This is a genomic window from Acidovorax sp. GW460-11-11-14-LB4 (assembly GCF_059423685.1).
The window spans coordinates 154606-174688 of record NZ_JBWKYJ010000001.1 but is presented as its reverse complement, the minus strand read 5'-3'; the positions used below and the strand labels follow the sequence as shown (position 1 = coordinate 174688).

The window sequence follows — 20083 nt, the reverse complement described above, 5'->3', positions numbered from 1 at the left end:
AGGCGGTCATGGTGTGCTCAGGCCTGCAAAGCGTGCAGGGGCATAGGGCGTGGGGTCGATCGCCGGGGTGCCCCCTGCGATCTGGGCCGCCAGCAACTGCGCGGTGGCCGGGGCGGTGGTCACCCCCAGTCCTTCATGTCCCACGGCCAGCCACAGGTGCGGGTGTTCGGGGTGCGCGCCAATCAGCGGCAGGCTGTCTGGCGTGGCGGCGCGAAAGCCGGTCCAGGTGCGGATGGCGTTGAGGTCGGCCAGGCCTGGCAGGTAGTCGAGTGCCCGTTGCAGCATGCGCGCCATCACGGCGTTGTTGACGGCGGGGTCGGTGGTGTCGAACTCGCGCGACGAGCCGATCAGCAACTGCCCTGTGGGCCGGGGCTGCACGTTGAAGGCTACCGAGGTACCGTCGCTGTGGTGCGCGCTGGTGATGTAGCCCAGCTCCACCAACTGGTGGTGCACGGTGCCCGGGTAGCGGTCGGTGATGACGAGGTGGCCCTTTTTGGGGCGCAGCGGCAGGCCGGGGCACAGCTGTGGGGCGTGGATGCCGCTGGCCAGCACAATGGCGCCTGCGCTGCGCTGGCTTCCATCGCGCAGGGTGACGGTGTGGCCGTCGATCTGCATCGCTTCAGCCTGCTCCAACACAAGGTGTCCGTGGGCTGCGGCCTGGTCCAGCAGCCACTGGGCTGCGCGCGGGGCGTAGACCACGCTATCCCCCTGCACCTTGAGCGCACCCGCCAGACCGGGGCGCAGTGCGGGTTCTGCGCGGGACAGGGCGGCCGCGTCGAGCATGTCGCAGGCGATTCCGTGTGCTTGCAGGGTGCTGCGTTTGTCATGGGCCGCCTGCAGCTCTGCATCGTTGGCGGCCAGCCAGAGCGTGCCGCAGGGCGTGAACGCACAGCCCGCATCCATGTGGGGTGCCCAGGTGTGCCAGAGGTCCAGCGATGTCTGGCTCAGCGCCAGTTCTGCCGGGTTGTCATCCATCACCACCAGATGGCCCATGCCCGCCGCCGTGGCACCGCCGAGGCGCGCATCGATGACACGTACCGACAGCCCGACCGACACCAGCGCATGGGCGCAAGCGGCACCCACGATGCCAGCGCCAATCACAAGGACATCGGTGTGTTGCATGGGGCGCGGGTGCAGCAGCAGGGCTGGGTTAAAGCCGAATGCCCCAGCCAAAGGGGTCCTTGTCTTCAATCAGCAAAGTAGCGTCGGCGCTCATGTGCGCGCGGCCCCGCAAGGTGGGGATGACCTTGCCATCGTCCTGCAGTGTGTAGCTGGCCTCGAACTGGCTTCCGATGATGCTGGCCTGGCGCCAGAGGGCGCCTGGTGCCAGCTTGCCGTCGGCCGCCAGGCAGGCCACCTTGGCGCTGGTGCCCGTGCCACAGGGCGAGCGGTCATAGGCCTTGCCGGGACACAGCACATAGTTACGGCTGTCGGCTTGGTCGTCGTCGGCAAACAGCTCGATGTGGTCAATCTCACCGCCGTTGTCGCCCCGAATGCCCTGGTCTTTGAGGGCTTGCTGCACGGCGCAGCTGTAGGCCATCAACGCCTCCAGGTTGTCGCTGGCTACGCGCTGGCCGTGATCGGAGATCAAGAAGAACCAGTTGCCGCCCCAGGCCACATCGCCTACCACGCGGCCATAGCCGGGCACGTCCACCGCCAGCTGATGATGCAGGCGGTAGGCCGGCACGTTGCGCACGCTGACCGAACCATCAGCGTGCAGGGTGGTGGTGACGGTGCCCACCGGGGTTTCGATGCGGTGCTCGCCAGGGGTGATGCGGCCCAGGTAGGCGAGCGATGCGATCAGCCCGATGGTGCCGTGGCCACACATGCCCAGGTAACCGCTGTTGTTGAAGAAGATCACGCCCGCTGCGTTGGCCGGGTCTTGCGGCGCGCAGAGCAGCGCCCCCACCACCACATCGCTGCCACGCGGTTCCAGCACGGTGGCGGCCCGCCAGGCATCGTGGCGCTCGGCCAGCAGCGCACGCCGTTCGGCCATGGTGCCGGTGCCCAGGTCTGGAAAACCGTCGATGACAAGCCGGGTCGGCTCGCCGCCCGTGTGGGAGTCGATCACGTGGATGCGTTGCATGGTGCTGTGGTGGTGGAGTAGGGCGCTCAGTGTCTCAGGCGACAGACTGGTATTTTGTAGGGCGCGTGGCCAGGGCCTTGCGCACCACACTCTCGACAAATGCGCGTTCGTCGCCCACCAGGGGCAGGCGGGGGCGGCGCATGTGTTCGGTGCCCACACCCACCAGCGCATCGATGAGCTTGAGGTTCTGCACGAGCTTGTTGGACACATCCAGGTGCAGCATGGGCGTCATCCACTGGTAGAGTGGCAGCGCCTCGGCAAATTTGCCCGCTTTCATCAGGTCGTACAGCGCCACGGTTTCGCGCGGGAAGGCGCAGCCCACGCCGGCCAGCAGGCCGTCGCAGCCCAGGGCCAGGCCTTCGTAAGCCAGGTCATCCACGCCCAGGAAGAGCTGGTAGCGGTCACCCACAGTGTTGCGCAGGTCGGTGATGCGGCGGATGTCGCCGGTGCTTTCCTTGATGGCGGCGATCCACTCGCAGTCGGCCAGCTCCACCATGTGCTCGGGTTTCAGGTCCACGCGGTAGGCCACAGGGTTGTTGTAGACCATCAGGGGGCGCTGGGCGGCGCCCGCCATGGCGCGCACATTGGCCATGGCCTCGCGGGCGTCGGCCACGTAGATCACCGAGGGCATGACCATGTAGCCGGCCACGCCGAGCTTGTTGCCGCCGTCGATGTAGCGCAGGGCCTCGCGGGTGCTGGTTTCGGACACGTTGGCGAGCACTGGTACGCGGCCGTCAGCGGCTTCGAGGGCGATCTTGGCGACCTGGAGTTTTTCTTCCAGCGTGAGGGTGCTGGCCTCGCCGAGAGAACCGCAGGTGACCAGCCCGTGGATGCCGTTGCGGATCTGGAAGTCGATGTGACGGGCTGTGCCCTCGGCGTCGATGGACTCGTCGGCGTGGAACTTGGTGGTGATGGCAGGGAAGATGCCTTGCCAACGGGGTTGTGGGTTCACGAGGGACTCCTTGGATCGGTGGTCGGGTTGAAGTTATTAATATATTAACAAGATATTTAAAGCGCGCAAGCGGATTTTTCCGCACCCGTTGGCGCATGGAGTGGAGGCGTCTGTCCTCGCCTTGTCGCCCTCCCGCCACGGACCGCCAGACTGCAAACCTATAATGAAAGGTTGGTCCCCATAGGGGCAGCGACAGGCAGCGCGCAGGCGCGGGTCCTGCGGCCTGCCTGCTGCGTGCAACCACTCCACAACACCATGAGCACTCCCACTTTTTCTGTCGCTGACATCCGCAAGTCCTTCCTGGACTTCTTCGTCTCCAAGGGCCACACCGTGGTGGCATCAAGCCCCCTGGTGCCCGGCAACGACCCCACGCTGATGTTCACCAACTCGGGCATGGTGCAGTTCAAGGACGTGTTCCTGGGCACCGACAAGCGCTCGTACAACCGCGCGGTGTCGGTTCAGGCCTGCCTGCGTGCGGGCGGTAAGCACAACGACCTGGAAAACGTGGGCTACACAGCGCGCCACCACACCTTCTTTGAAATGCTGGGCAACTGGTCGTTTGGCGACTACTTCAAGCGCGAATCGCTCAAGTGGGCCTGGGAGCTGCTGACCGAGGTCTACAAGCTGCCGCCAGAGCGCCTGCTGGCCACGGTCTACCAGGAAGACGACGAGGCCTACGACATCTGGACCAAGGAAATCGGCTTGCCACCCGAGCGCGTGATCCGCATCGGCGACAACAAGGGCGGCCGCTACAAGTCCGACAACTTCTGGATGATGGCCGACACCGGCCCCTGCGGCCCCTGCAGCGAAATCTTCTATGACCACGGCCCGCACATTGCAGGCGGCCCTCCCGGCAGCCCCGATGAAGACGGCGACCGCTTCATCGAGATCTGGAACAACGTGTTCATGCAGTTCAACATGGACGAGACGGGTGCCGTGACCCCGCTGCCCGCACCCTGCGTGGACACCGGCATGGGCCTGGAGCGCCTCGCTGCCATCCTGCAGCACGTGCACAGCAACTACGAGATCGACCTGTTCGACGCGCTCATCAAGGCCGCCGGCCGCGAGACCGGCGTGACGGACCTCAACAACAAAAGCCTGCGCGTGATCGCTGACCATATCCGCGCCACCGCGTTTTTGGTGAGCGACGGTGTGATCCCCAGCAACGAAGGCCGTGGCTACGTGCAGCGCCGCATCGTGCGCCGTGCCATCCGCCACGGGTACAAGCTGGGCAAGAAGACCCCGTTCTTCCACAAGCTGGTGGCCGACCTGGTGCGCCTGATGGGCGATGCCTACCCATCCCTGCGCGAGCAGGAACAGCGCATCACCGAGGTGCTCAAGGTGGAAGAAGAGCGCTTCTTCGAGACGCTGGCCAACGGCATGGAAATCCTGGACGCTACCCTGGACGGCGGTGCCAAGGTGCTGCCCGGCGACGTGGCGTTCAAGCTGCACGACACCTACGGCTTCCCGCTTGACCTGACCAACGACGTCTGCCGCGAGCGCGACGTGGAAGTGGACGAGGCAGGCTTCAAGACCGCCATGGAAAAGCAGAAGGCCCAGGCCCGCGCGGCCGGCAAGTTCAAGATGGACAAGGCGCTGGAGTACACCGGTGCCGCCAACCAGTTCACCGGCTACGAGCACCTGGCAGAGACTGCAAAAATCGTAGCAATCTATGTAGATGGAACAAGCGCTGCGGCCCTGAAAGCCGGCCAAAACGGTGTGGTGGTGCTGGACACCACCCCGTTCTATGCCGAAAGCGGCGGCCAGGTGGGTGACGAAGGTGTCATCACCAGCGGCTCGGCACGCTTTGCGGTGGGTGACACGCTCAAGATCAAGGCCGATGTGTTTGGCCACCACGGCACGCTCGAAGAGGGCACGCTGAACGTGGGCGACACCGTGCAGGCCCAGGTCAACACCGCCGTGCGCGCTGCCACCATGCGTAACCACTCGGTCACGCACATCATGCACAAGGCCCTGCGCGAAGTGCTGGGCAGCCATGTGCAGCAAAAGGGCAGCCTGGTCAATGCTGACCGCACGCGTTTCGACTTCACGCACAACGGCGCTGTGACTGCTGCGGAGATCCGCGAGATCGAGCGCCGCGTCAACGAAGAAATCCTGGCCAACCAGCCCACCCAGGCCCGTGTGATGGACATCGAGTCGGCCCAGAAGACTGGCGCCATGATGCTGTTTGGCGAGAAGTACGGCGAAACCGTGCGCGTGCTGGACATCGGCACCAGCCGCGAGCTGTGTGGCGGCACCCACGTGCAGCGCACGGGCGACATCGGCCTGTTCAAGGTGGTGGGCGAGGGTGGCGTGGCTGCGGGCATCCGCCGCATTGAGGCCGTGACGGGCGCCAACGCGCTGACATATCTGCAAAACCTGGAAGACACCGTGAACCAGGCCGCCAGCACTCTCAAGGCGCCGGTGGCCGAGCTCAACGGCCGCATCAGCCAGGCACTGGACAACGCCCGCGCGCTCGAAAAGGAAGTGGCTGCCTTGAAGGGCAAGCTGGCCTCCAGCCAGGGCGACGAACTGGTGAATCAGGCCGTGGATGTGAAGGGCCTCAAGGTTCTGGCTGCCGCGCTGCCGGGTGCCGACGCCAAGACCCTGCGCGACACCATGGACAAGCTCAAGGACAAGCTCAAGACCGCTGCCATCGTGCTGGCCGCCGTGGATGGCGACAAGGTGCAGATCGCTGCAGGCGTTACCGCCGACAGCGTGGGCAAGGTCAAGGCCGGCGAACTGGTCAACTTTGTGGCCCAGCAAGTCGGCGGCAAGGGCGGCGGCAAGCCCGACATGGCCATGGCTGGCGGCACGGACGCGTCCAAGCTGCCCGCAGCACTGGCTTCGGTGACAGGCTGGGTCACGCAGCAACTGGGCTGATGTACCGGTCACCACGGCGGCACCAGCCGCTGTGGTGTGGCAGCCATGGCTGCCAAAAAGAGGGTGACGGAACGCCAGCTTTCACCCTAAAGTGCAGCGCATGGACACCCTGCGCGACAGCCCCCAAGACCCGCCGCCGTCCGCTGTGCTTCGCGGTACGGGCGCTGCTTCGGTGGGCCAAGGCGGCCACCTGCCGTGGTGGCGCCGCATCACCATCCCCTTTGAGGTCCTGATCGCCACCGTGGTGGTCACCGCCATGCTGTTGTTGACAGCGTTGCTGGTGTACCAGGTCAGCACCAGCGCGCGCCAGGCCATCATTGCGGCGTCGGACGAGAGTGCGCAGCGCATCAGCCAGCTCATTGCAGAACGGGTACACCGCATCGTGGACCCGGCCGATGCCACCATCCGCCTGCTGGCGTTCGACCCGGTGGCCTCTGCGTCCACCCTGCCAGCGCGGCTGCGGCGCCTGCCTGTACTGGCGCGGCTGCTGGAGCAGAACCCGCTGCTGTCGGCGGTGTTCATCGGTTACCCGGACGGGCAGTTTTTGCTGGTGCGACCGGTGCGAAACGAAGCCTTACGGGTGCGGCTGGATGCACCGCCCAAAACGGCGTACCTGGTGCAGTCCATGGCGCGCGAGCGCGGCTTGGCGGGCATGGTGGGGCGCTGGAGTTATTACGACGCGGACCTGCGGCTGATCGATTCGGCCGTGCGCCCGGAATACCGCTACGACCCCCGCACCCGGCCTTGGTACGCCGAGGCGCTGGAGCAGAACACCCAGATCCTCACGGCACCCTATGTGTTCTTCACCACGCAGGAGGTGGGCATCACGCTGAGCCAGCCCAGCGAGGACGGGCGTGCGGTGATTGGCCTGGACGTTGCCCTGACCGACCTGGGACATGAGATCAGTGGCCTGCGCCTGATGCCCCGCACCGAGATCGCGGTGGTGGACAAGGACCGCCGCGTGCTGGCCTATCCCGACATGTCACGCGTGCTACTGCGTGATGGCAACACGCCGGGCCTGCGGCTGCGTGCCCTGGACGATCTGGGTGTACCCAGCCTGCATGCGCTGCAGGCGCTGGGCCTGAAAGATGGCGAGTCACGCCGCCTGCAGGCCGACGGCGAGGAATGGCTGGGCCGTTCGCTGCCGCTGGCATCGATGCGCTGGCAGGGGCTGCAGATCCTGATGGCGATTCCTACCAAAGAGCTGCTGGCCGACGTGAATAACAACCTGCGCCAGCAGGTGTGGCTGTCGGTGTCGCTCATCGGTCTGATGCTGCCGTTGGGCTGGCTGGCTGGCCGGCGCGTGGGGCGCAGTCTGTTTGGGCTGGCCTTGCAGGCCAGGGCGCTGGCACGGTTTGATTTCCGGCGGCCCGAACGGCGGGTGTCGCCGGTGCGCGAGGTGCGCGACCTGGGGCAGGTGATGGACCGCATGTCCGACACCATCCAGGAGTTCTTGCACATCACCCACCACATCAGCGCCGAGTCGCGCACCGACCTGATGCTGTCGAGCGTACTGTACGAGCTGGTGCGCGCCACCAGTTGCACCGGCGGTGCGGTATACCTCGTGGACCCGCAACGCACCGGCTTGCTGCGCGCGGCCCGCCATTGCGAAGACCCGGAGCAGCAGTCGCGCTACCCCGAGCACCTGGCCATGGTGCATTTCATCAACCATACCGAGCCCCAACCTGGCGACCAGCACGAAGACGACGGCGACACCGAGCCCGCGCGCGTGCTGCGGGTGCAGCTGCGTACCCGTGACGGGCAGCCCCTGGGCCTGCTGGTGCTGCGCTACATCGCGGACCAGACGCAGGATGACGCGCATTTCCGGGCGTTTGTCGAGAAGTTGTCGGGCACGCTGTCGGTGGCCATCGAGACGCGCAGCCTGATCGAAGGCCAGAAGAAGCTGCTCGATGCTGTCATCCGCCTGCTGGCCGACGCGATCGACGCCAAGAGCCCCTACACCGGTGGCCATTGCGAGCGCGTGCCGGAGCTGGCCGAGGAGCTGATGGACCGCATGTGTGCGGCCAAGGACGGTCCGTTTGCCCAGGTGGCCATGACCGATGCCGAGCGCTACGAATTCCGCCTGGGGGCCTGGTTGCATGACTGCGGTAAGGTCACCAGCCCCGAGCACATCATCGACAAGGCCACCAAGCTGGAGACGCTCTACAACCGCATTCACGAGGTGCGCATGCGCTTTGAGGTGTTGTGGCGGGACGCTGAGCTGGACTACTGGAAGCAGCATGTGTCTGGCGTGGACCCGGTGCGCCTGCAGCGTGAGCTGCTGCAGCGGCGCGAACAACTGCAGGAAGACTTTGCCTTTGTAGCCCGCTGCAACGTGGGGGGCGAATTCATGGCCGAGGCGGACATTGCCCGCCTCAAGACCGTCGGCCGCCAGATATGGCAACGGCATTTTGACGACCGCCTGGGCCTGTCGGCCGCCGAGATGCTGCGACTTTCCAGCGTGCCGGTGCGCCCCTTGCCCGCCAACGAGCCGCTGCTGGCCGACCGGCCCGAGCACATCGTGCCCTGGGGCACACGCAAGCCGCCGGTGGAGGCGGGCAACCCCGCCAATCGCTGGGGCTTTGACATGGTGTTGCCGCCCTACGAGGCGCACCTGGGCGAATTGCACAACCTGTCCATACAGCGGGGCACGCTCACCGCCGAAGACCGCTTCAAGATCAACGACCACATCGTGCAGACCATCATCATGCTCAGTGGTCTGCCGTTTCCGCCGCACCTGGCGCGCGTGCCGGCGATTGCCGGGTCCCACCACGAAAAGCTGGACGGCACTGGCTATCCACGGCGCCTGAAGGCGCCAGAGCTGACCTTGGCCGACCGTGTGATGACCCTGGCCGATATCTTTGAGGCGCTGACTGCGGCCGACCGGCCCTACAAGCCACCCAAGACGCTGTCCGAGTCGCTCAAGATCATGACCCACATGGTGCGCGAGCGTCACATCGATGCCGAGGTGTTTCGCTTCTTCCTGACCAGCGGCGTGTGGCGCGACTACGCAGAGCGCTTTCTGACACCTGCGCAGCGCGACGAGGTCAATGTGGAGGCCATTCTGGTGTCGCTGGGCTGAGAGGGGAAAGGCGCCCTACGGTGGACGATGGGGCAATGCGTTCTTGCGCGGGCCAGCCTTGTCGAAGCGGACAGCGGGCCATATGGCCATGGGGCCCGGCCCGGTCAGAACAGCTCGACGTCGTCGTTGGCGACCTTGGTTGCCAGCTGACCGCTGGCCACCAGATCGTCATAGAAGCAAACCTGGTTGCGGCCATGTTCCTTGGCGTAGTAAAGCGCCTGGTCGGCCTGGCCCAGAATCTCTACGGGCGAGCCGCGCGTGGTGCTCACAAAGCCCAGGCTCACCGTGACCTGGCCCACCTGCGGGAAGTGGTACTCCTGCACGGCCAGCCGGAAGCGGTTGAACACCTTGTGGGCGGTGCTCAGCGTGGTGGAGCGCAGCAGCACCACAAACTCCTCGCCGCCAAAGCGGAAGATGCGGTCATGGCTGCGGAAAGAGCTGCGCAGGATGTTGGCGATCAGGATCAGCACCTCGTCACCATACAGGTGGCCGAACCGGTCGTTGACCTGCTTGAAGTGGTCGATGTCCACCACCGCCAGCCATTGCTGCACGGGCTCGTTGTCGCTGGCCACTGCGGTTTCCTCGGCCGCAAAGGACTCGGTAACTGCGCCCGTCCGGCTGGCCAGCCCACTCATGGTGTAGCGGGAGAACTGCTCGTCAAACGTCTTGCGGTTGAACAGGCCGGTGAGCGCATCACGCTCGCTGTAGTCGAGCAGGCTCTGGTAGTTCTGGTACACCTGAAACACGCCCATGAGCACGTCGAGCTTGTGGGCCGAGAACGGGCGCGACTGCGTGATCTCCAGGCAGGTGCTGACCTTGTCGTGCATCCACACCGGCAGCCACAGCACATGGCGGCCCCGGCGGGGTGAGGCCAGGGCGCGCTCGCCCCGGTTGTCCACGCAGTCCCGCAGGGCGGGGTACTGGTCCAGCGGTTCCCGGCGGGGATCGGCTGCGGCTTCGGAGTCGGTGGATACCAGTTGGCCATCGTCTACCCAGGTACGGGGGCGCACGTGGGGCACGCCACCGTCCGTGAACAACTCCAAGGCCCTTATCTCAATGATGCTGCTGAGCTTTTGCAGCGTAGACAGCACCGACACCTCCAGCCGCAGGTGGTCGCGGTGGCCAGTCATCTCCACCAGGTTTTGCAGGATGGGTTTCATAGGCGGTGTGCTGCGGGCCGATCGGGGCATGTCGTTGGGTCAGTTACGGCGCACAAACACCACGTCCCACACCCCATGGCCCAGTCGCAGGCCTCGGTTTTCGAACTTGGTCAGCGGGCGGTAGTCGGGTTGCGGTGCAAAGCCGTCTGCGGTGTTTTGCAGCAGGGGCTCGGCGCTCAGCACCTGCAGCATCTGCTCTGCGTAGGGTTGCCAGTCGGTGGCGCAATGCAGGTAGCCGCCGGGCTTGAGGCGTGCAGCCAGCTTGGCCACCAGCGGGGGCTGGATCAGGCGGCGCTTGTTGTGCTTTTTCTTGTGCCAGGGGTCGGGGAAGAAGATGTGCACGCCGTCGAGGACGCCGGGCGGCAGCATGTGGTCGATCACCTCCACAGCGTCGTGCTGCAGGATGCGGATGTTGGTCAGCCCTTGTTCGCCAATGCGCTTGAGCAGGGCGCCCACGCCGGGCTCATGCACCTCGCAGCACAGAAAGTTGTCGTCTGGCCGCACGCGGGCGATATGGGCCGTGGCCTCGCCCATGCCGAAACCGATCTCCAGCACCAGCGGCGCGCTGCGGCCAAAGGCGGCGGTGGCGTCCAGTGGGGCGGGGGTGTAGGGCAGCACAAAACGCGGGCCAAAGTCTTCAAAGGCCTTGGCCTGGCCCGTGGTGGTGCGGCCGGCGCGGCGCACAAAGCTCTTGATGGTTTTGGGGTGGGTCACACCGGCAGGGGCAGAGCCCTGTGCAGTGGGCGCTGTGGGGGCGGTGGAGGCTGCGGGCGCAGCACTGGCGGGGGCGGAGGCTGTGGTCAATTCGGTCACGGTGGGCCATTGTAGTTTCGTCGCCACGCCACCACCCACTGTGCCAGTGCGTCGGCTATGCAAATGTTGTGCAGATTTGCCACAGCGGGCAAGCCCAGGGCCAGCGCGGCGTGCGACAAGGCCCGTAAAGGGTTGTCCAGGTTCAGCGCCTGCGCGCCGTTTTGTTTGGAGAGCTTTTCGCCGTTGTCACCGCACACCAGCGGGGTGTGCAGATAGCGCGGCGTGGGCAGTCCCAGCGTCTGCTGCAGCAGCATTTGGCGCGGCGTGTTGTCTGCGAGGTCTTCCCCCCGGACCACGTCGGTGATGCCCTGGTCGGCATCGTCCACCACCACGGCCAGCTGGTAAGCCCACAGCCCGTCTGCGCGGCGCAGCACAAAGTCGCCTACTGCGGTCGCCACCTGTTGCTGCTGGCGCCCCAGGCGGCGGTCGTACCATTGCAGCACGCCATCTGCTATTGAATATGTAGCGCTGCAGGCATGATCCACTAGCGCAATAGGCTGTTTTGGCTTGAAATCGGTCACATTGAATCGCCAGGAGCGCCCCGTGCGGCCGTGCAGCCCCTGCCGGCAGGTGCCGGGGTAGGGCAGTGCCGCATGCCGCTCGCGGGCATGGCCCTGCGCGGCATGGGCGTCTTCGACGTCCTTGCGTGAACAGGCGCAGGGATAGGCATCGCCCTGCGCCACCAGCTGGTCCAGGGCACGCTGGTACAGACTGCTGCGCGCTGACTGCCACTGGGGCGGGGCATCGGGGTGCAGGCCGCAGGTGGCCAGTTGCTGCAGGATGAAGGTGTCAGCCCCCGGCACGCAGCGGGGCTGGTCGACATCCTCGATGCGCACCAGCCACCGGCCGTTGTGCGCGCGTGCATCCAGCCAGCTGGCCAGCGCGGCCACCAGAGAGCCCGCGTGCAGCGGGCCCGTGGGGGAGGGGGCAAACCGCCCCACATAGCGCCCCACATTGCGCTCCTCTGGGCGTGCTGCGGGGCTGCCCCCGTTGTGCGGCGTTGCTCCTACGCCCCCCGTCATGCCACGGCAAGTGCCAGTTCCAGGCCCGACACAAAGGCATCTTCCAGCCGGTGCCCCAGGCACCAGTCTCCGCAGGCGCCCAGGCCGGCCTTGGCATCCCACAGGTGGCTCTTGCCCAGCGGGTGGGTGGTTTGCGCATAGCGCCAGCGGCGGGTGTCGGCATGCGCGGGCTCGGCCCGGATGCCGGTGACCTCGGCAAATGCCTTGAGCAGCTTGGCCTGCACGCGGGCTTCGTCGTCTTCGAGGTGTTCTGCCGACCAGGCGGGGCTGGCCTGCACCGTCCAGCGCTCCACCACGTTGCGGCCCGGCTTGGACGACTCGCGCGCCAGCCAGGCAATGCGGTGGTGGGTGCTGCGCGCGGCGTTCCATTGCGGGCCGAGCGTGGTGAGGCCGGGGCGTACGGCCTGGGGGTAGGCCAGCATCAGGGTCCAGCAGGGCGCGATGGCCACCTTGGACATGGCGTCGGCCAGCGAGGAGTCGAGTCCGGAGCCGGAAATCAAGGCCTGTGCGGGCACCGAGGGCTGGGCCAGCAGTACCGCGTCAAAGCCCGCATACACATGCTGCTCGCCGCCAGCGCCTTCGGTGCGCAGTTGCCACCCGGGTGCGTTCACGGCGTCGGGTTCGATGCGGGTGACGCGGGTGTGGGTGACCAGCTGGCCTGCCTGGGCCAAGGGTTCCGCCCAGGTGGTCACCAGCGACTGCATGCCCGGGGTGGCGACCCAGTGGGCTTCGCGGTGGGGCAGTCCCACGGCGGCCACCCGGCCTGCGGCGTCCAGCACCTGGACCGAATTGGCGCTCCAGCGCTTGCAGATGCCGGGCACGGTGTCGATGGCTCGGGCAAAGCGCGGGTCGCGCACGGTGAAATATTGGGCGCCGGCATCAAAGTTGCCAAAGGGGCTGTCGATGGTGGCGGTGCGGCCGCCGGCCTGGTGGGACTTTTCGAACACTGTCACCCGGTGGCCGGCCTGGACCAGGGTGCGGGCACAGACAATGCCCGCCATGCCCGCGCCAATGATCGCGAAGTGGCGCTGCGGTTTGCCGGACGGGGTGATGGGGGCGGCCGGCGCTGCGGAGGCCGCAGGGGCAGGGGCGCTGGTGCGTCGGAGCCGTTTGGCGGGGAGAGGATCAGGTTTGCTCATGGGAGGCCTTTCGGTGACGGTCGGCAAAAGAAATGCGATGCAAAACCAACAGCAACCACTCTACACGCGGTGCCGGCCTGTGCGCACTTGATCAGGGTCACAAATGATGGTGGTTTTCCAGCAGAGCGCGGCGTGTGGCGGGGCTTTGCAGCTGGTTCAGCCACCACTGCAGCGCGCGGCCGGGGGCAGTGAAGCCAGGGCCGCCCCAGGCGTAGTGCACGCGCACGTTGCGCTCCGGCCGGGCCACGCGGCGCGCCACCAGGCGACCGGCCTCCAGGTAGGGGCGCACCATGGGTTCGGGCAGAAAACCGCCACCCAGGCCGCGCAACTGCACGCGCACCTTGGCCTGCATGGTGTCCACCGTCAGCACGTCCTGCCCGCCCAGGAGGCCCATGGTGGCACCACCGCGCGTGGCCGAATCGGCCACGGCCACGGCGCGGTGCTCCAGCAGCGTGCCGTCGGAGATCGGCTCGGGCGCGGTGGCCAGCGGGTGGTGGGGCGCCACCACGTAGATGAAGAGAACATCGCCCAGCAGCCCTTGCTGCAGGCCGGCCACGTTGTTGCTGGCGACCGATACGCCAATGGCCAGATCGGCGCGGCCGGAGGTCAGCGCCTCCAGCGTGCCGGTCATGATGCCGTCGCGCAGCTTGAGGCGCGTGGGGGGCTTCATGGCGTAGAACGCGTCCACCAGCTCCAGCAGGGTGTGGGGCGAGATGATGCCGTCCACCGACAGCGTGAGCTGCGGCTCCCAGCCCGTGGCCACGCGGCGCACGCGGTGGGCCACGGCATCGATGTCCTGCAGCAGGCGCGCGCCTTCGCGCAGCAGCTCTACCCCGGCCTCGGTGGGGCGGGCCTGGCGGGCGCTGCGGTCGAACAGCAGCACGTCCAGTGCGTCTTCGATCTGGCGCACGCGGTAGGTGAGGGCGCTGGGCACCAGGCCCAGTTGCCGTGCGGCGGCGGCAAAGCTGCCAGCCTCGGCAATCACCTGCAGCATGGTCAACGCATCGGGGGTGAGGACATCGCGGGCGTTTTGCATGGTGGTGCCATGTTAATTCAGATTATTTGAACATTGCCATCAATCCGCCTGTGCCCGCAGCGGGTGTGGCAGTCCTACATTCGAGTCTTGAAAGGAGCACTCACATGCTGACTGTTCGTAAATCGCAAGACCGGGGCCACGCCGACCATGGCTGGCTCAATTCCTTCCACAGCTTCTCGTTCGCCGGGTACTACGACCCTGCCCACATGGGCTTTGGCAACCTGCGCGTCATCAACGAAGACCGCATCGCGCCCGGCACCGGGTTTGGCACCCATGGCCACCGCGACATGGAAATCATCAGCTACGTGCTGTCGGGCGAGCTGGCCCACAAGGACAGCATGGGCAACGTCAAGGGCATCCCGCCCGGCGATGTGCAGCGCATGAGTGCAGGCACCGGCGTGCAGCACAGCGAGTTCAACCACGCTGCTGGCCAGACCACGCATTTTCTGCAGATCTGGATCGAGCCGAACGTGCGCGGCATCCCGCCCAGCTACGAGCAAAAGACCTTTGCCGAGTCGGAAAAGCGCGGCGCCCTGCGCCTGGTGGCATCGCCCGACGGCGCCCAGGGCTCGGTGAGGATCCATGCTGACGCAGCCTTGTATGCGGGCTTGCTGGATGGTGACGAATCCGCCACCCTGGCGCTGAACCCCGCCCGCAAGACCTATGTGCACCTGGTGCGCGGCGCGCTGAGCGCCAACGGCCAGGCCCTGTCGGGCGGCGATGCGCTGCTGATGGAAAAGGAAACCACCTTGTCGTTGACCCATGGCCACGACGCCGAGGTGCTGGTGTTTGACCTGGCCGCCTGATTTTTACTTCGTAACCACTTTCACTCAGGAGTTCTTCACCATGTTCACATCCCTGCAAAACCCCCTGGCCCTGGCGTCGCGCCTGCTGCTGGCCGCCCTGTTCCTGCCTGCGGGCATTGGCAAGCTCACCGGCTTTGCCGGTACCGTGGGCTATATCACGTCGGTGGGCCTGCCCATGCCCACGGTGGCCGCAGCCATTGCGGCGGCGGTTGAAGTGCTGGGCAGCCTGGCGCTGATCTTTGGCGTGGGCACCCGGTTCGCCGCGCTGGCGCTGGCCTTCTTCACGCTGGTGGCCAGCTTCTTCTTCCATGCCTACTGGAACCTGCCCGCTGACAAGCAAATGATGCAGCAGCTCATGTTCTTCAAGAACGTGGGCGTGACCGGCGGCCTGCTGGCCCTGGCAGCCTTTGGCGCCGGCGCCTGGAGCCTGGACGCACGCCGCTCGGACCGCTGATCCGGTTGGCATGGAAAGGGCCTGCAACCCGCAGGGGTGCAGGTTCTGGCATTCAATCGCGTGGTTGTTTGTTGTTCTGTCGATAGTTCGTCGGTCGTTTTTTTGGTTTTTCCCCTGGTCTCGTTCCTTCATCGTTTCAACAGGAGTTATCTCATGGCACACATCGCAGTTGTTTACCACTCGGGTTATGGTCACACGCAGCGTCTGGCGCAGGCGGTGGCGGAGGGCGCAGGCGCCCAGCTGGTCGCCATTGACGCAGAAGGCAATCTGCCCGAAGGTGGCTGGGAAACGCTGGCCGCAGCCAGTGCCATCATTTTTGGCTCGCCCACGTACATGGCTGGCCCGAGCTGGCAGTTCAAGAAGTTTGCCGACGCCTCGTCCAAGCCCTGGTTCAGCCAGGCCTGGAAGGACAAGCTGTTCGCTGGCTTTACCAACAGCGCTAGCACCAACGGCGACAAGCAGATCACGCTGGACTACATGTTCCACCTGGCCATGCAGCACGGTGGCATCTGGGTGGGCAACGGCATGATGCCCGCCAACTCCAAGGCGGCCACGCGCAACGATGTGAACTGGATTGGCTCGTTCAGCGGCGCCATGTCCCAGTCGCCGTCCGACGCCTCTGCTGCCGAGATGTTCCCTGGCGACCTGGAGACGGGCAAGCAGTTTGGCCAGCGTGTGGCCGACGTGGCCCGCCGCCTCTCTCGTTAAGGCGCAGCCGCCTTTTGGCGCTACAGTGGCGCGCCCCAATACAACCAGGAGAACACCCCATGGCAGTTGAATTGCGGCGCGTCCCCGGCGCGCTCATGGCCCAGACCGTGCACATCCGTGCGCACGACCTCGTGGCCGATGGCAGTGTGGAAGAGGGCGGCACCGACAGCGGCCCCAGCCCGCACGACCTGTATGACGCTGCCCTGGGGGCCTGCAAGGCGCTCACGGTGTTGTGGTACGCACGCCGCAAGGGCCTGCCGGTGGACGATGTGCAGACCGTGGTCGAGCGCGACGCCTCGGCCGAGCGTGCGGGCGTCTACCGCCTCGCGACCCGGCTGCAAGTCAGCGGTGACCTCACCGATGCCCAAATCGCCGAGCTGGAAACCGTGGCGCAGAAATGCCCGGTGCACAAGTTGATGACCACAGTGACGACCGAGATCAGCACGGTTGTGGGGCGTGCGGCATGAGCGATACCTCCAGCACTTCTTTTCTGCCCCTCACGGGCCATGCCAAGGACCTGGGCGGCGGCTTCACCGTGCGCCGCCTGCTGCCCGCTGTGCAGCGCAAGGCCGTGGGGCCCTTCCTGTTTTTCGACCACTTCGGTCCGGTGACGGTGGCACCGGGCGACAGCCACGACGTGCGGCCCCATCCGCACATTGGCCTGGCGACGGTGACCTACCTGTTCTCGGGCGCCATCATGCACCGCGACAGCCTGGGCTATGTGCAGCAGATCGAACCCGGCGCCATCAACTGGATGACGGCAGGGCGAGGCATCGTGCACTCCGAGCGGCGCCCGGAGAGCCTGGCAAACCAGCCCTATGTGAACCACGGCATCCAGCTGTGGGCTGCTCTGCCACTGGCCCACGAAGAAGCCGACCCCTCGTTTGTGCACACGCCTGCTGCGGCCATCTCGCAGGTGCAGGTGGATGGGGCCAGCGTGCGGGTGCTGATCGGCGAGGCGTTTGGTCAGGCCTCACCGGTGGCCACGTATTCGCGCACCTTGTACCTGGACGTGCAGCTGCCTGCGGGCGCCACCCTGGAGATCCCGGCCCTGGTGCCTGAGCTGGCGGTGTACACCGTGGATGCACCGGTGTCGCTGAACGGTGGTGAGGTGCCTGCGCACATCCTGGCCGTGGTGGAGCCCGGCCAGCCTTTGCGTCTGTCGGCAGGTGACAGTGCCGTGCGCCTGATGGTGATCGGCGGCGAGCCGCTGGATGCGCCGCGCCACATGTGGTGGAACTTTGTCTCCAGCCGCAAGGAGCACATCGTGCAGGCCGCCAGCGACTGGGAAGCACAAGCGATGGGCCAGGTGCCGGGCGAGGTGGAATGGATTCCCCTGCCGGAACACCGCTTCAAAGCCTGATCAAAGCACGATATTGAGATGAAAATGGGCTGTAGCGCTAGTACAGCAAGCGCTGGCAGCTCATGATTTGATAGCGTTTTCTGCGGCCGCTGCAGGAGTGTCGGTGGCAAGCCCGATGTCCAGCACGCGGCGCTCGTCAAACACAAAGCACCCGCCGTGGTAGTGCGCGCCATCCGTCAGTTCAAAGTACTTCAGGATGCCGCCCTCCAGCTGGTAGACATGGGGCAGGCCTTCCTCGCGCATGAGGATGGCGGCCTTTTCGCAGCGGATGCCGCCGGTGCAGAAGCTCACCACGGTCTTGTCCTGCAGTTCGGCCTTGTGGGCGCGCAGCGCAGGCGGAAACTCGGTGAACTTATCGATGCGCCAGTCGATGGCGTTGTCGAACGTGCCTGCGTCCACCTCAAAGGCGTTGCGGGTGTCTAGCGTGACCACTTCGCGGCCTTCGTCGTCGTGCCCCTGGTCCAGCCAGCGGCGCAGCGTGGCCGGGTCTACCGAGGGCGCGCGGCCTGCGGCAGGGCGGATAGTGGGGTGGTCCATGCGGATGATCTCGCGCTTGACCTTGACCAGCATCTTGCGAAACGGCACCGTGGCCGACCAGCTCTCCTTGGGCTCCAGGTCGGCAAAGCGGGCATCGGTGCGCAGCTGCGCGACAAACCCCCGCACGGCATCGGCCGGGCCCGCCAGAAAGAAGTTGATACCTTCCTCCGCCAGCAGGATGGTGCCCTTGAGCTGGGCGGCCACCGCACGCTCATGCAGCACATCGCGCAGCGCGGCGGCATCTGGCAGCGGCACAAACTTGTAGCAGGAGATGTTGAGGACGGTGTCGGTAGGGTTCACGGCAGTAAAAAAGCACAAAGGCCCGCTGGCGGGCCTGTGGGTCACAGTGGCCAAGCTGCGCCTCAAGCGCCGCTCGGCGTATCCGGGTCAGGCCGCTGGTGACAGCAGCGTGGACTCGATCTTGTTGGCCAGCTGCGCAATGGCCAGCGCCGCTGGGCAGCCGGGGGTCTGCAGCAGCAACAACTGGCGGCGCATCACGGCATCGCGCACCGAGGGGTCGGCCGGGATGTCGCCCATGTGGATCAGGCGCATGGGGCGGCCGGATTCGGTGCTCACAAAGCGGTCGAGCACCTGCTGCAGCTGGCTGGTGATGGCGCGGCCATCGCCCGGGCGTGCGGCCTGGTTGATGACCATACGCACATGTTGGCGCTTTTGCTGCATGGCCAGTACCTTGATGGCGGCGTAGGCATCGGTGAGCGAGGTGGGTTCGGGCGTGGCCACGATCAGCACCTCGGAGGCCAGCGACACCGAGAACAGCACCACATCGGAGATGCCGGCGCCGGTATCGAGCAGCACCACGTCGTAGCGCGGCGTGAGCGCCTGGATCACATTCAGGAACTGGTTGCGCACCTCGGGCGTGAGGCGCGAATACTCCACCATGCCCGAGCCGGCCAGCAGCACATCAAAGCCACCAGGCGCGGCGATCACGGCGTCGTCCAGCGCGGCTTTGCCGGTGAACACGTCATGCAGGGTGATCTTAGGGTGCAGGTTCAGCACCACGTCCAGGTTGGCCAGGCCCAGGTCGGCGTCAAGCACCAGCACGCGCTGGCCTCGGCGGGTGAGGGCTGCGGCCAGGTTGGCCGATACGAAAGTCTTGCCCACACCCCCTTTGCCGCTGGTCACCGCAATGATGCGGGCACCAGAAGCGGCCGAGGCCAGGGGGGCGGCAGGGCCTGCAGGGGCTGCAGGCGTGGTGGGTTGGGGGGACAGCGCGTCGCTCATCATCTAACTTTCAGTAGGCGCTGCCTGTTGGGTTGGGGTCCAGTGGAGGCAGATCGCCCCAACCCGAGGGGGTGTAGAGCGGGCCAAACAACAGGCTTTTCTCTTCGGCACTGACGGTGCTGTCGGGTTGTTCCTCGATGCTGACACGGTTGCGGCCCGACGCCTTGGCCTGGTAGAGCTGGTGGTCGGCACGGTCGGTCCACAGCAGGGTGGTGGAGCGGATCCACTGCATGGCAAACGCGCCGCCGATGCTCACGGTGACGTTCAGCTCCACCGTGGGGGAAATGCGGATGGGCGTGTTGGCCACTGCGCGCCGGATGCGTTCTGCCACCACGCGGCCAAAGGCGGCCTGGCAGGCGGGCAGCACCACCGCAAATTCTTCGCCGCCGTAGCGGGCCAGGGTGTCCATGGGGCGCACACAGGCGCTGAGCGTGCGAGCTACCGACTGGAGCACCACATCGCCAGCCAGATGGCCGTGGGTGTCATTCACCCTTTTGAAGTGGTCGATATCCAGCATCAGCAGCAGGGCCGCCTCGCCTGAACGTGTGACGCGGTCGATCTCGCGCTCGAGCACGGCACGGAAATGTCTGCGGTTCGCCAGTCCCGTGAGCGGGTCTTTGAGCGACAGCTCGCACAGGCCATCGATAAGGCCCTGCAAATAAAGGGAAGGCACCTCGCGGTGCAATGCTGCCTCGCTGCCGCCGACCTGAGCCACCAGTGCGTGGGCAGTATCCAGGCGAAGGTCGCGCAGATCTACCAGATGAGAGGCCGCAGAGTCAGACACAAATTGGAACAAAAAG

General features: G+C 66.0%; 18 protein-coding genes. 7 read left to right on the top strand and 11 right to left on the bottom strand.

Annotated features, from left to right (window positions below; genetic code table 11):
* Positions 1 to 6: 6 nt before the first annotated feature.
* The 3 genes from AC07X4_RS00790 to AC07X4_RS00780 are packed head-to-tail and all read right to left on the bottom strand — an operon-like array spanning position 7 to position 3038.
* On the bottom strand, positions 7 to 1122 hold the full coding sequence (locus AC07X4_RS00790) for an NAD(P)/FAD-dependent oxidoreductase (protein ID WP_494738936.1): 1116 nt from the start codon (positions 1120 to 1122) through the stop codon (positions 7 to 9).
* A 28-nt stretch (positions 1123 to 1150) separates the two neighbouring features.
* On the bottom strand, positions 1151 to 2086 hold the full coding sequence (locus tag AC07X4_RS00785) for a 4-hydroxyproline epimerase (protein WP_494738935.1): 936 nt from the start codon (positions 2084 to 2086) through the stop codon (positions 1151 to 1153).
* Positions 2087 to 2120: 34 nt separating this feature from the next.
* Entirely contained in the window at positions 2121 to 3038 is a 918-nt protein-coding gene (locus AC07X4_RS00780; RefSeq protein ID WP_055398099.1) for a dihydrodipicolinate synthase family protein, read from the bottom strand.
* A 255-nt stretch (positions 3039 to 3293) separates the two neighbouring features.
* Here AC07X4_RS00780 and alaS point away from each other — a divergent pair, with 255 nt between their 5' ends.
* Positions 3294 to 5921 carry an alanine--tRNA ligase gene (gene alaS, locus AC07X4_RS00775; protein WP_494738934.1) on the top strand — a complete coding sequence of 876 codons (2628 nt, stop codon included), beginning with the start codon at positions 3294 to 3296 and terminating at the stop codon, positions 5919 to 5921.
* Between the two features lie 100 nt (positions 5922 to 6021).
* Positions 6022 to 9003, top strand: a complete 2982-nt coding sequence (locus AC07X4_RS00770; protein WP_494738933.1) for an HD domain-containing phosphohydrolase — start codon at positions 6022 to 6024, stop codon at positions 9001 to 9003.
* A 104-nt stretch (positions 9004 to 9107) separates the two neighbouring features.
* Here the strand turns inward: AC07X4_RS00770 and AC07X4_RS00765 are convergent, their stop codons facing one another.
* The 5 genes from AC07X4_RS00765 to AC07X4_RS00745 all read right to left on the bottom strand — a co-directional run bounded on the left by AC07X4_RS00765 (position 9108) and on the right by AC07X4_RS00745 (position 14173).
* On the bottom strand, positions 9108 to 10163 hold the full coding sequence (locus AC07X4_RS00765; RefSeq protein ID WP_494738932.1) for a GGDEF domain-containing protein: 1056 nt from the start codon (positions 10161 to 10163) through the stop codon (positions 9108 to 9110).
* Between the two features lie 39 nt (positions 10164 to 10202).
* Positions 10203 to 10976, bottom strand: coding sequence for a tRNA (guanosine(46)-N7)-methyltransferase TrmB (gene trmB / locus AC07X4_RS00760; protein ID WP_296340004.1), 774 nt, complete (start codon positions 10974 to 10976; stop codon positions 10203 to 10205).
* The gene (gene gluQRS / locus AC07X4_RS00755; RefSeq protein WP_494738931.1) at positions 10973 to 11998 is read right to left on the bottom strand and encodes a tRNA glutamyl-Q(34) synthetase GluQRS; all 1026 of its coding nucleotides are present in this window, start codon (positions 11996 to 11998) and stop codon (positions 10973 to 10975) included. Before gluQRS ends, trmB begins: the two co-directional genes overlap by 4 nt.
* Positions 11995 to 12999, bottom strand: a complete 1005-nt coding sequence (locus AC07X4_RS00750; protein ID WP_043566421.1) for an NAD(P)/FAD-dependent oxidoreductase — start codon at positions 12997 to 12999, stop codon at positions 11995 to 11997. Before AC07X4_RS00750 ends, gluQRS begins: the two co-directional genes overlap by 4 nt.
* Positions 13000 to 13234: 235 nt before the next feature.
* Positions 13235 to 14173 (bottom strand): LysR family transcriptional regulator, encoded by a 939-nt coding sequence (locus AC07X4_RS00745; RefSeq protein ID WP_015013935.1) that lies wholly within the window; start codon positions 14171 to 14173, stop codon positions 13235 to 13237.
* Between the two features lie 104 nt (positions 14174 to 14277).
* Here AC07X4_RS00745 and AC07X4_RS00740 point away from each other — a divergent pair, with 104 nt between their 5' ends.
* The 5 genes from AC07X4_RS00740 (at position 14278) to AC07X4_RS00720 (ending at position 17504) form a co-directional block, all read left to right on the top strand.
* Positions 14278 to 14979, top strand: a complete 702-nt coding sequence (locus tag AC07X4_RS00740) for a pirin family protein (RefSeq protein ID WP_494738930.1) — start codon at positions 14278 to 14280, stop codon at positions 14977 to 14979.
* 40 nt (positions 14980 to 15019) lie between these two features.
* Complete coding sequence (locus AC07X4_RS00735; RefSeq protein ID WP_015013937.1) at positions 15020 to 15433, top strand: DoxX family protein; 414 nt, start codon at positions 15020 to 15022, stop codon at positions 15431 to 15433.
* A gap of 153 nt (positions 15434 to 15586) precedes the next feature.
* Positions 15587 to 16141, top strand: a complete 555-nt coding sequence (locus tag AC07X4_RS00730; protein ID WP_060987534.1) for a flavodoxin family protein — start codon at positions 15587 to 15589, stop codon at positions 16139 to 16141.
* Between the two features lie 59 nt (positions 16142 to 16200).
* Positions 16201 to 16608, top strand: coding sequence for an OsmC family protein (locus AC07X4_RS00725; protein ID WP_494738929.1), 408 nt, complete (start codon positions 16201 to 16203; stop codon positions 16606 to 16608).
* The gene (locus AC07X4_RS00720; RefSeq protein ID WP_494738928.1) at positions 16605 to 17504 is read left to right on the top strand and encodes a pirin family protein; all 900 of its coding nucleotides are present in this window, start codon (positions 16605 to 16607) and stop codon (positions 17502 to 17504) included. Before AC07X4_RS00725 ends, AC07X4_RS00720 begins: the two co-directional genes overlap by 4 nt.
* A gap of 60 nt (positions 17505 to 17564) precedes the next feature.
* On the opposite strand, the gene AC07X4_RS00715 is transcribed toward AC07X4_RS00720, so the two are convergent.
* The 3 genes from AC07X4_RS00715 to AC07X4_RS00705 all read right to left on the bottom strand — a co-directional run bounded on the left by AC07X4_RS00715 (position 17565) and on the right by AC07X4_RS00705 (position 20067).
* The gene (locus AC07X4_RS00715) at positions 17565 to 18341 is read right to left on the bottom strand and encodes a sulfurtransferase (RefSeq protein WP_494738927.1); all 777 of its coding nucleotides are present in this window, start codon (positions 18339 to 18341) and stop codon (positions 17565 to 17567) included.
* Between the two features lie 87 nt (positions 18342 to 18428).
* On the bottom strand, positions 18429 to 19283 hold the full coding sequence (locus AC07X4_RS00710; RefSeq protein WP_015013942.1) for a MinD/ParA family protein: 855 nt from the start codon (positions 19281 to 19283) through the stop codon (positions 18429 to 18431).
* A gap of 10 nt (positions 19284 to 19293) precedes the next feature.
* Entirely contained in the window at positions 19294 to 20067 is a 774-nt protein-coding gene (locus AC07X4_RS00705) for a GGDEF domain-containing protein (protein ID WP_476016796.1), read from the bottom strand.
* Positions 20068 to 20083 lie beyond the last annotated feature (16 nt).

Bases quoted from the DNA above. Each gene is read 5' to 3' on its own strand.
- AC07X4_RS00790 (WP_494738936.1), bottom strand. From the start codon at position 1,122: ATGCAACACACCGATGTCCTTGTGATTGGCGCTGGCATCGTGGGTGCC.
- AC07X4_RS00785 (WP_494738935.1), bottom strand. From the start codon at position 2,086: ATGCAACGCATCCACGTGATCGACTCCCACACGGGCGGCGAGCCGACC.
- alaS (WP_494738934.1), top strand. From the start codon at position 3,294: ATGAGCACTCCCACTTTTTCTGTCGCTGACATCCGCAAGTCCTTCCTG.
- AC07X4_RS00770 (WP_494738933.1), top strand. From the start codon at position 6,022: ATGGACACCCTGCGCGACAGCCCCCAAGACCCGCCGCCGTCCGCTGTG.
- AC07X4_RS00765 (WP_494738932.1), bottom strand. From the start codon at position 10,163: ATGAAACCCATCCTGCAAAACCTGGTGGAGATGACTGGCCACCGCGAC.
- gluQRS (WP_494738931.1), bottom strand. From the start codon at position 11,998: ATGACGGGGGGCGTAGGAGCAACGCCGCACAACGGGGGCAGCCCCGCA.
- AC07X4_RS00750 (WP_043566421.1), bottom strand. From the start codon at position 12,999: ATGGCGGGCATTGTCTGTGCCCGCACCCTGGTCCAGGCCGGCCACCGG.
- AC07X4_RS00745 (WP_015013935.1), bottom strand. From the start codon at position 14,173: ATGCAAAACGCCCGCGATGTCCTCACCCCCGATGCGTTGACCATGCTG.
- AC07X4_RS00740 (WP_494738930.1), top strand. From the start codon at position 14,278: ATGCTGACTGTTCGTAAATCGCAAGACCGGGGCCACGCCGACCATGGC.
- AC07X4_RS00735 (WP_015013937.1), top strand. From the start codon at position 15,020: ATGTTCACATCCCTGCAAAACCCCCTGGCCCTGGCGTCGCGCCTGCTG.
- AC07X4_RS00730 (WP_060987534.1), top strand. From the start codon at position 15,587: ATGGCACACATCGCAGTTGTTTACCACTCGGGTTATGGTCACACGCAG.
- AC07X4_RS00725 (WP_494738929.1), top strand. From the start codon at position 16,201: ATGGCAGTTGAATTGCGGCGCGTCCCCGGCGCGCTCATGGCCCAGACC.
- AC07X4_RS00720 (WP_494738928.1), top strand. From the start codon at position 16,605: ATGAGCGATACCTCCAGCACTTCTTTTCTGCCCCTCACGGGCCATGCC.
- AC07X4_RS00710 (WP_015013942.1), bottom strand. From the start codon at position 19,283: ATGAGCGACGCGCTGTCCCCCCAACCCACCACGCCTGCAGCCCCTGCA.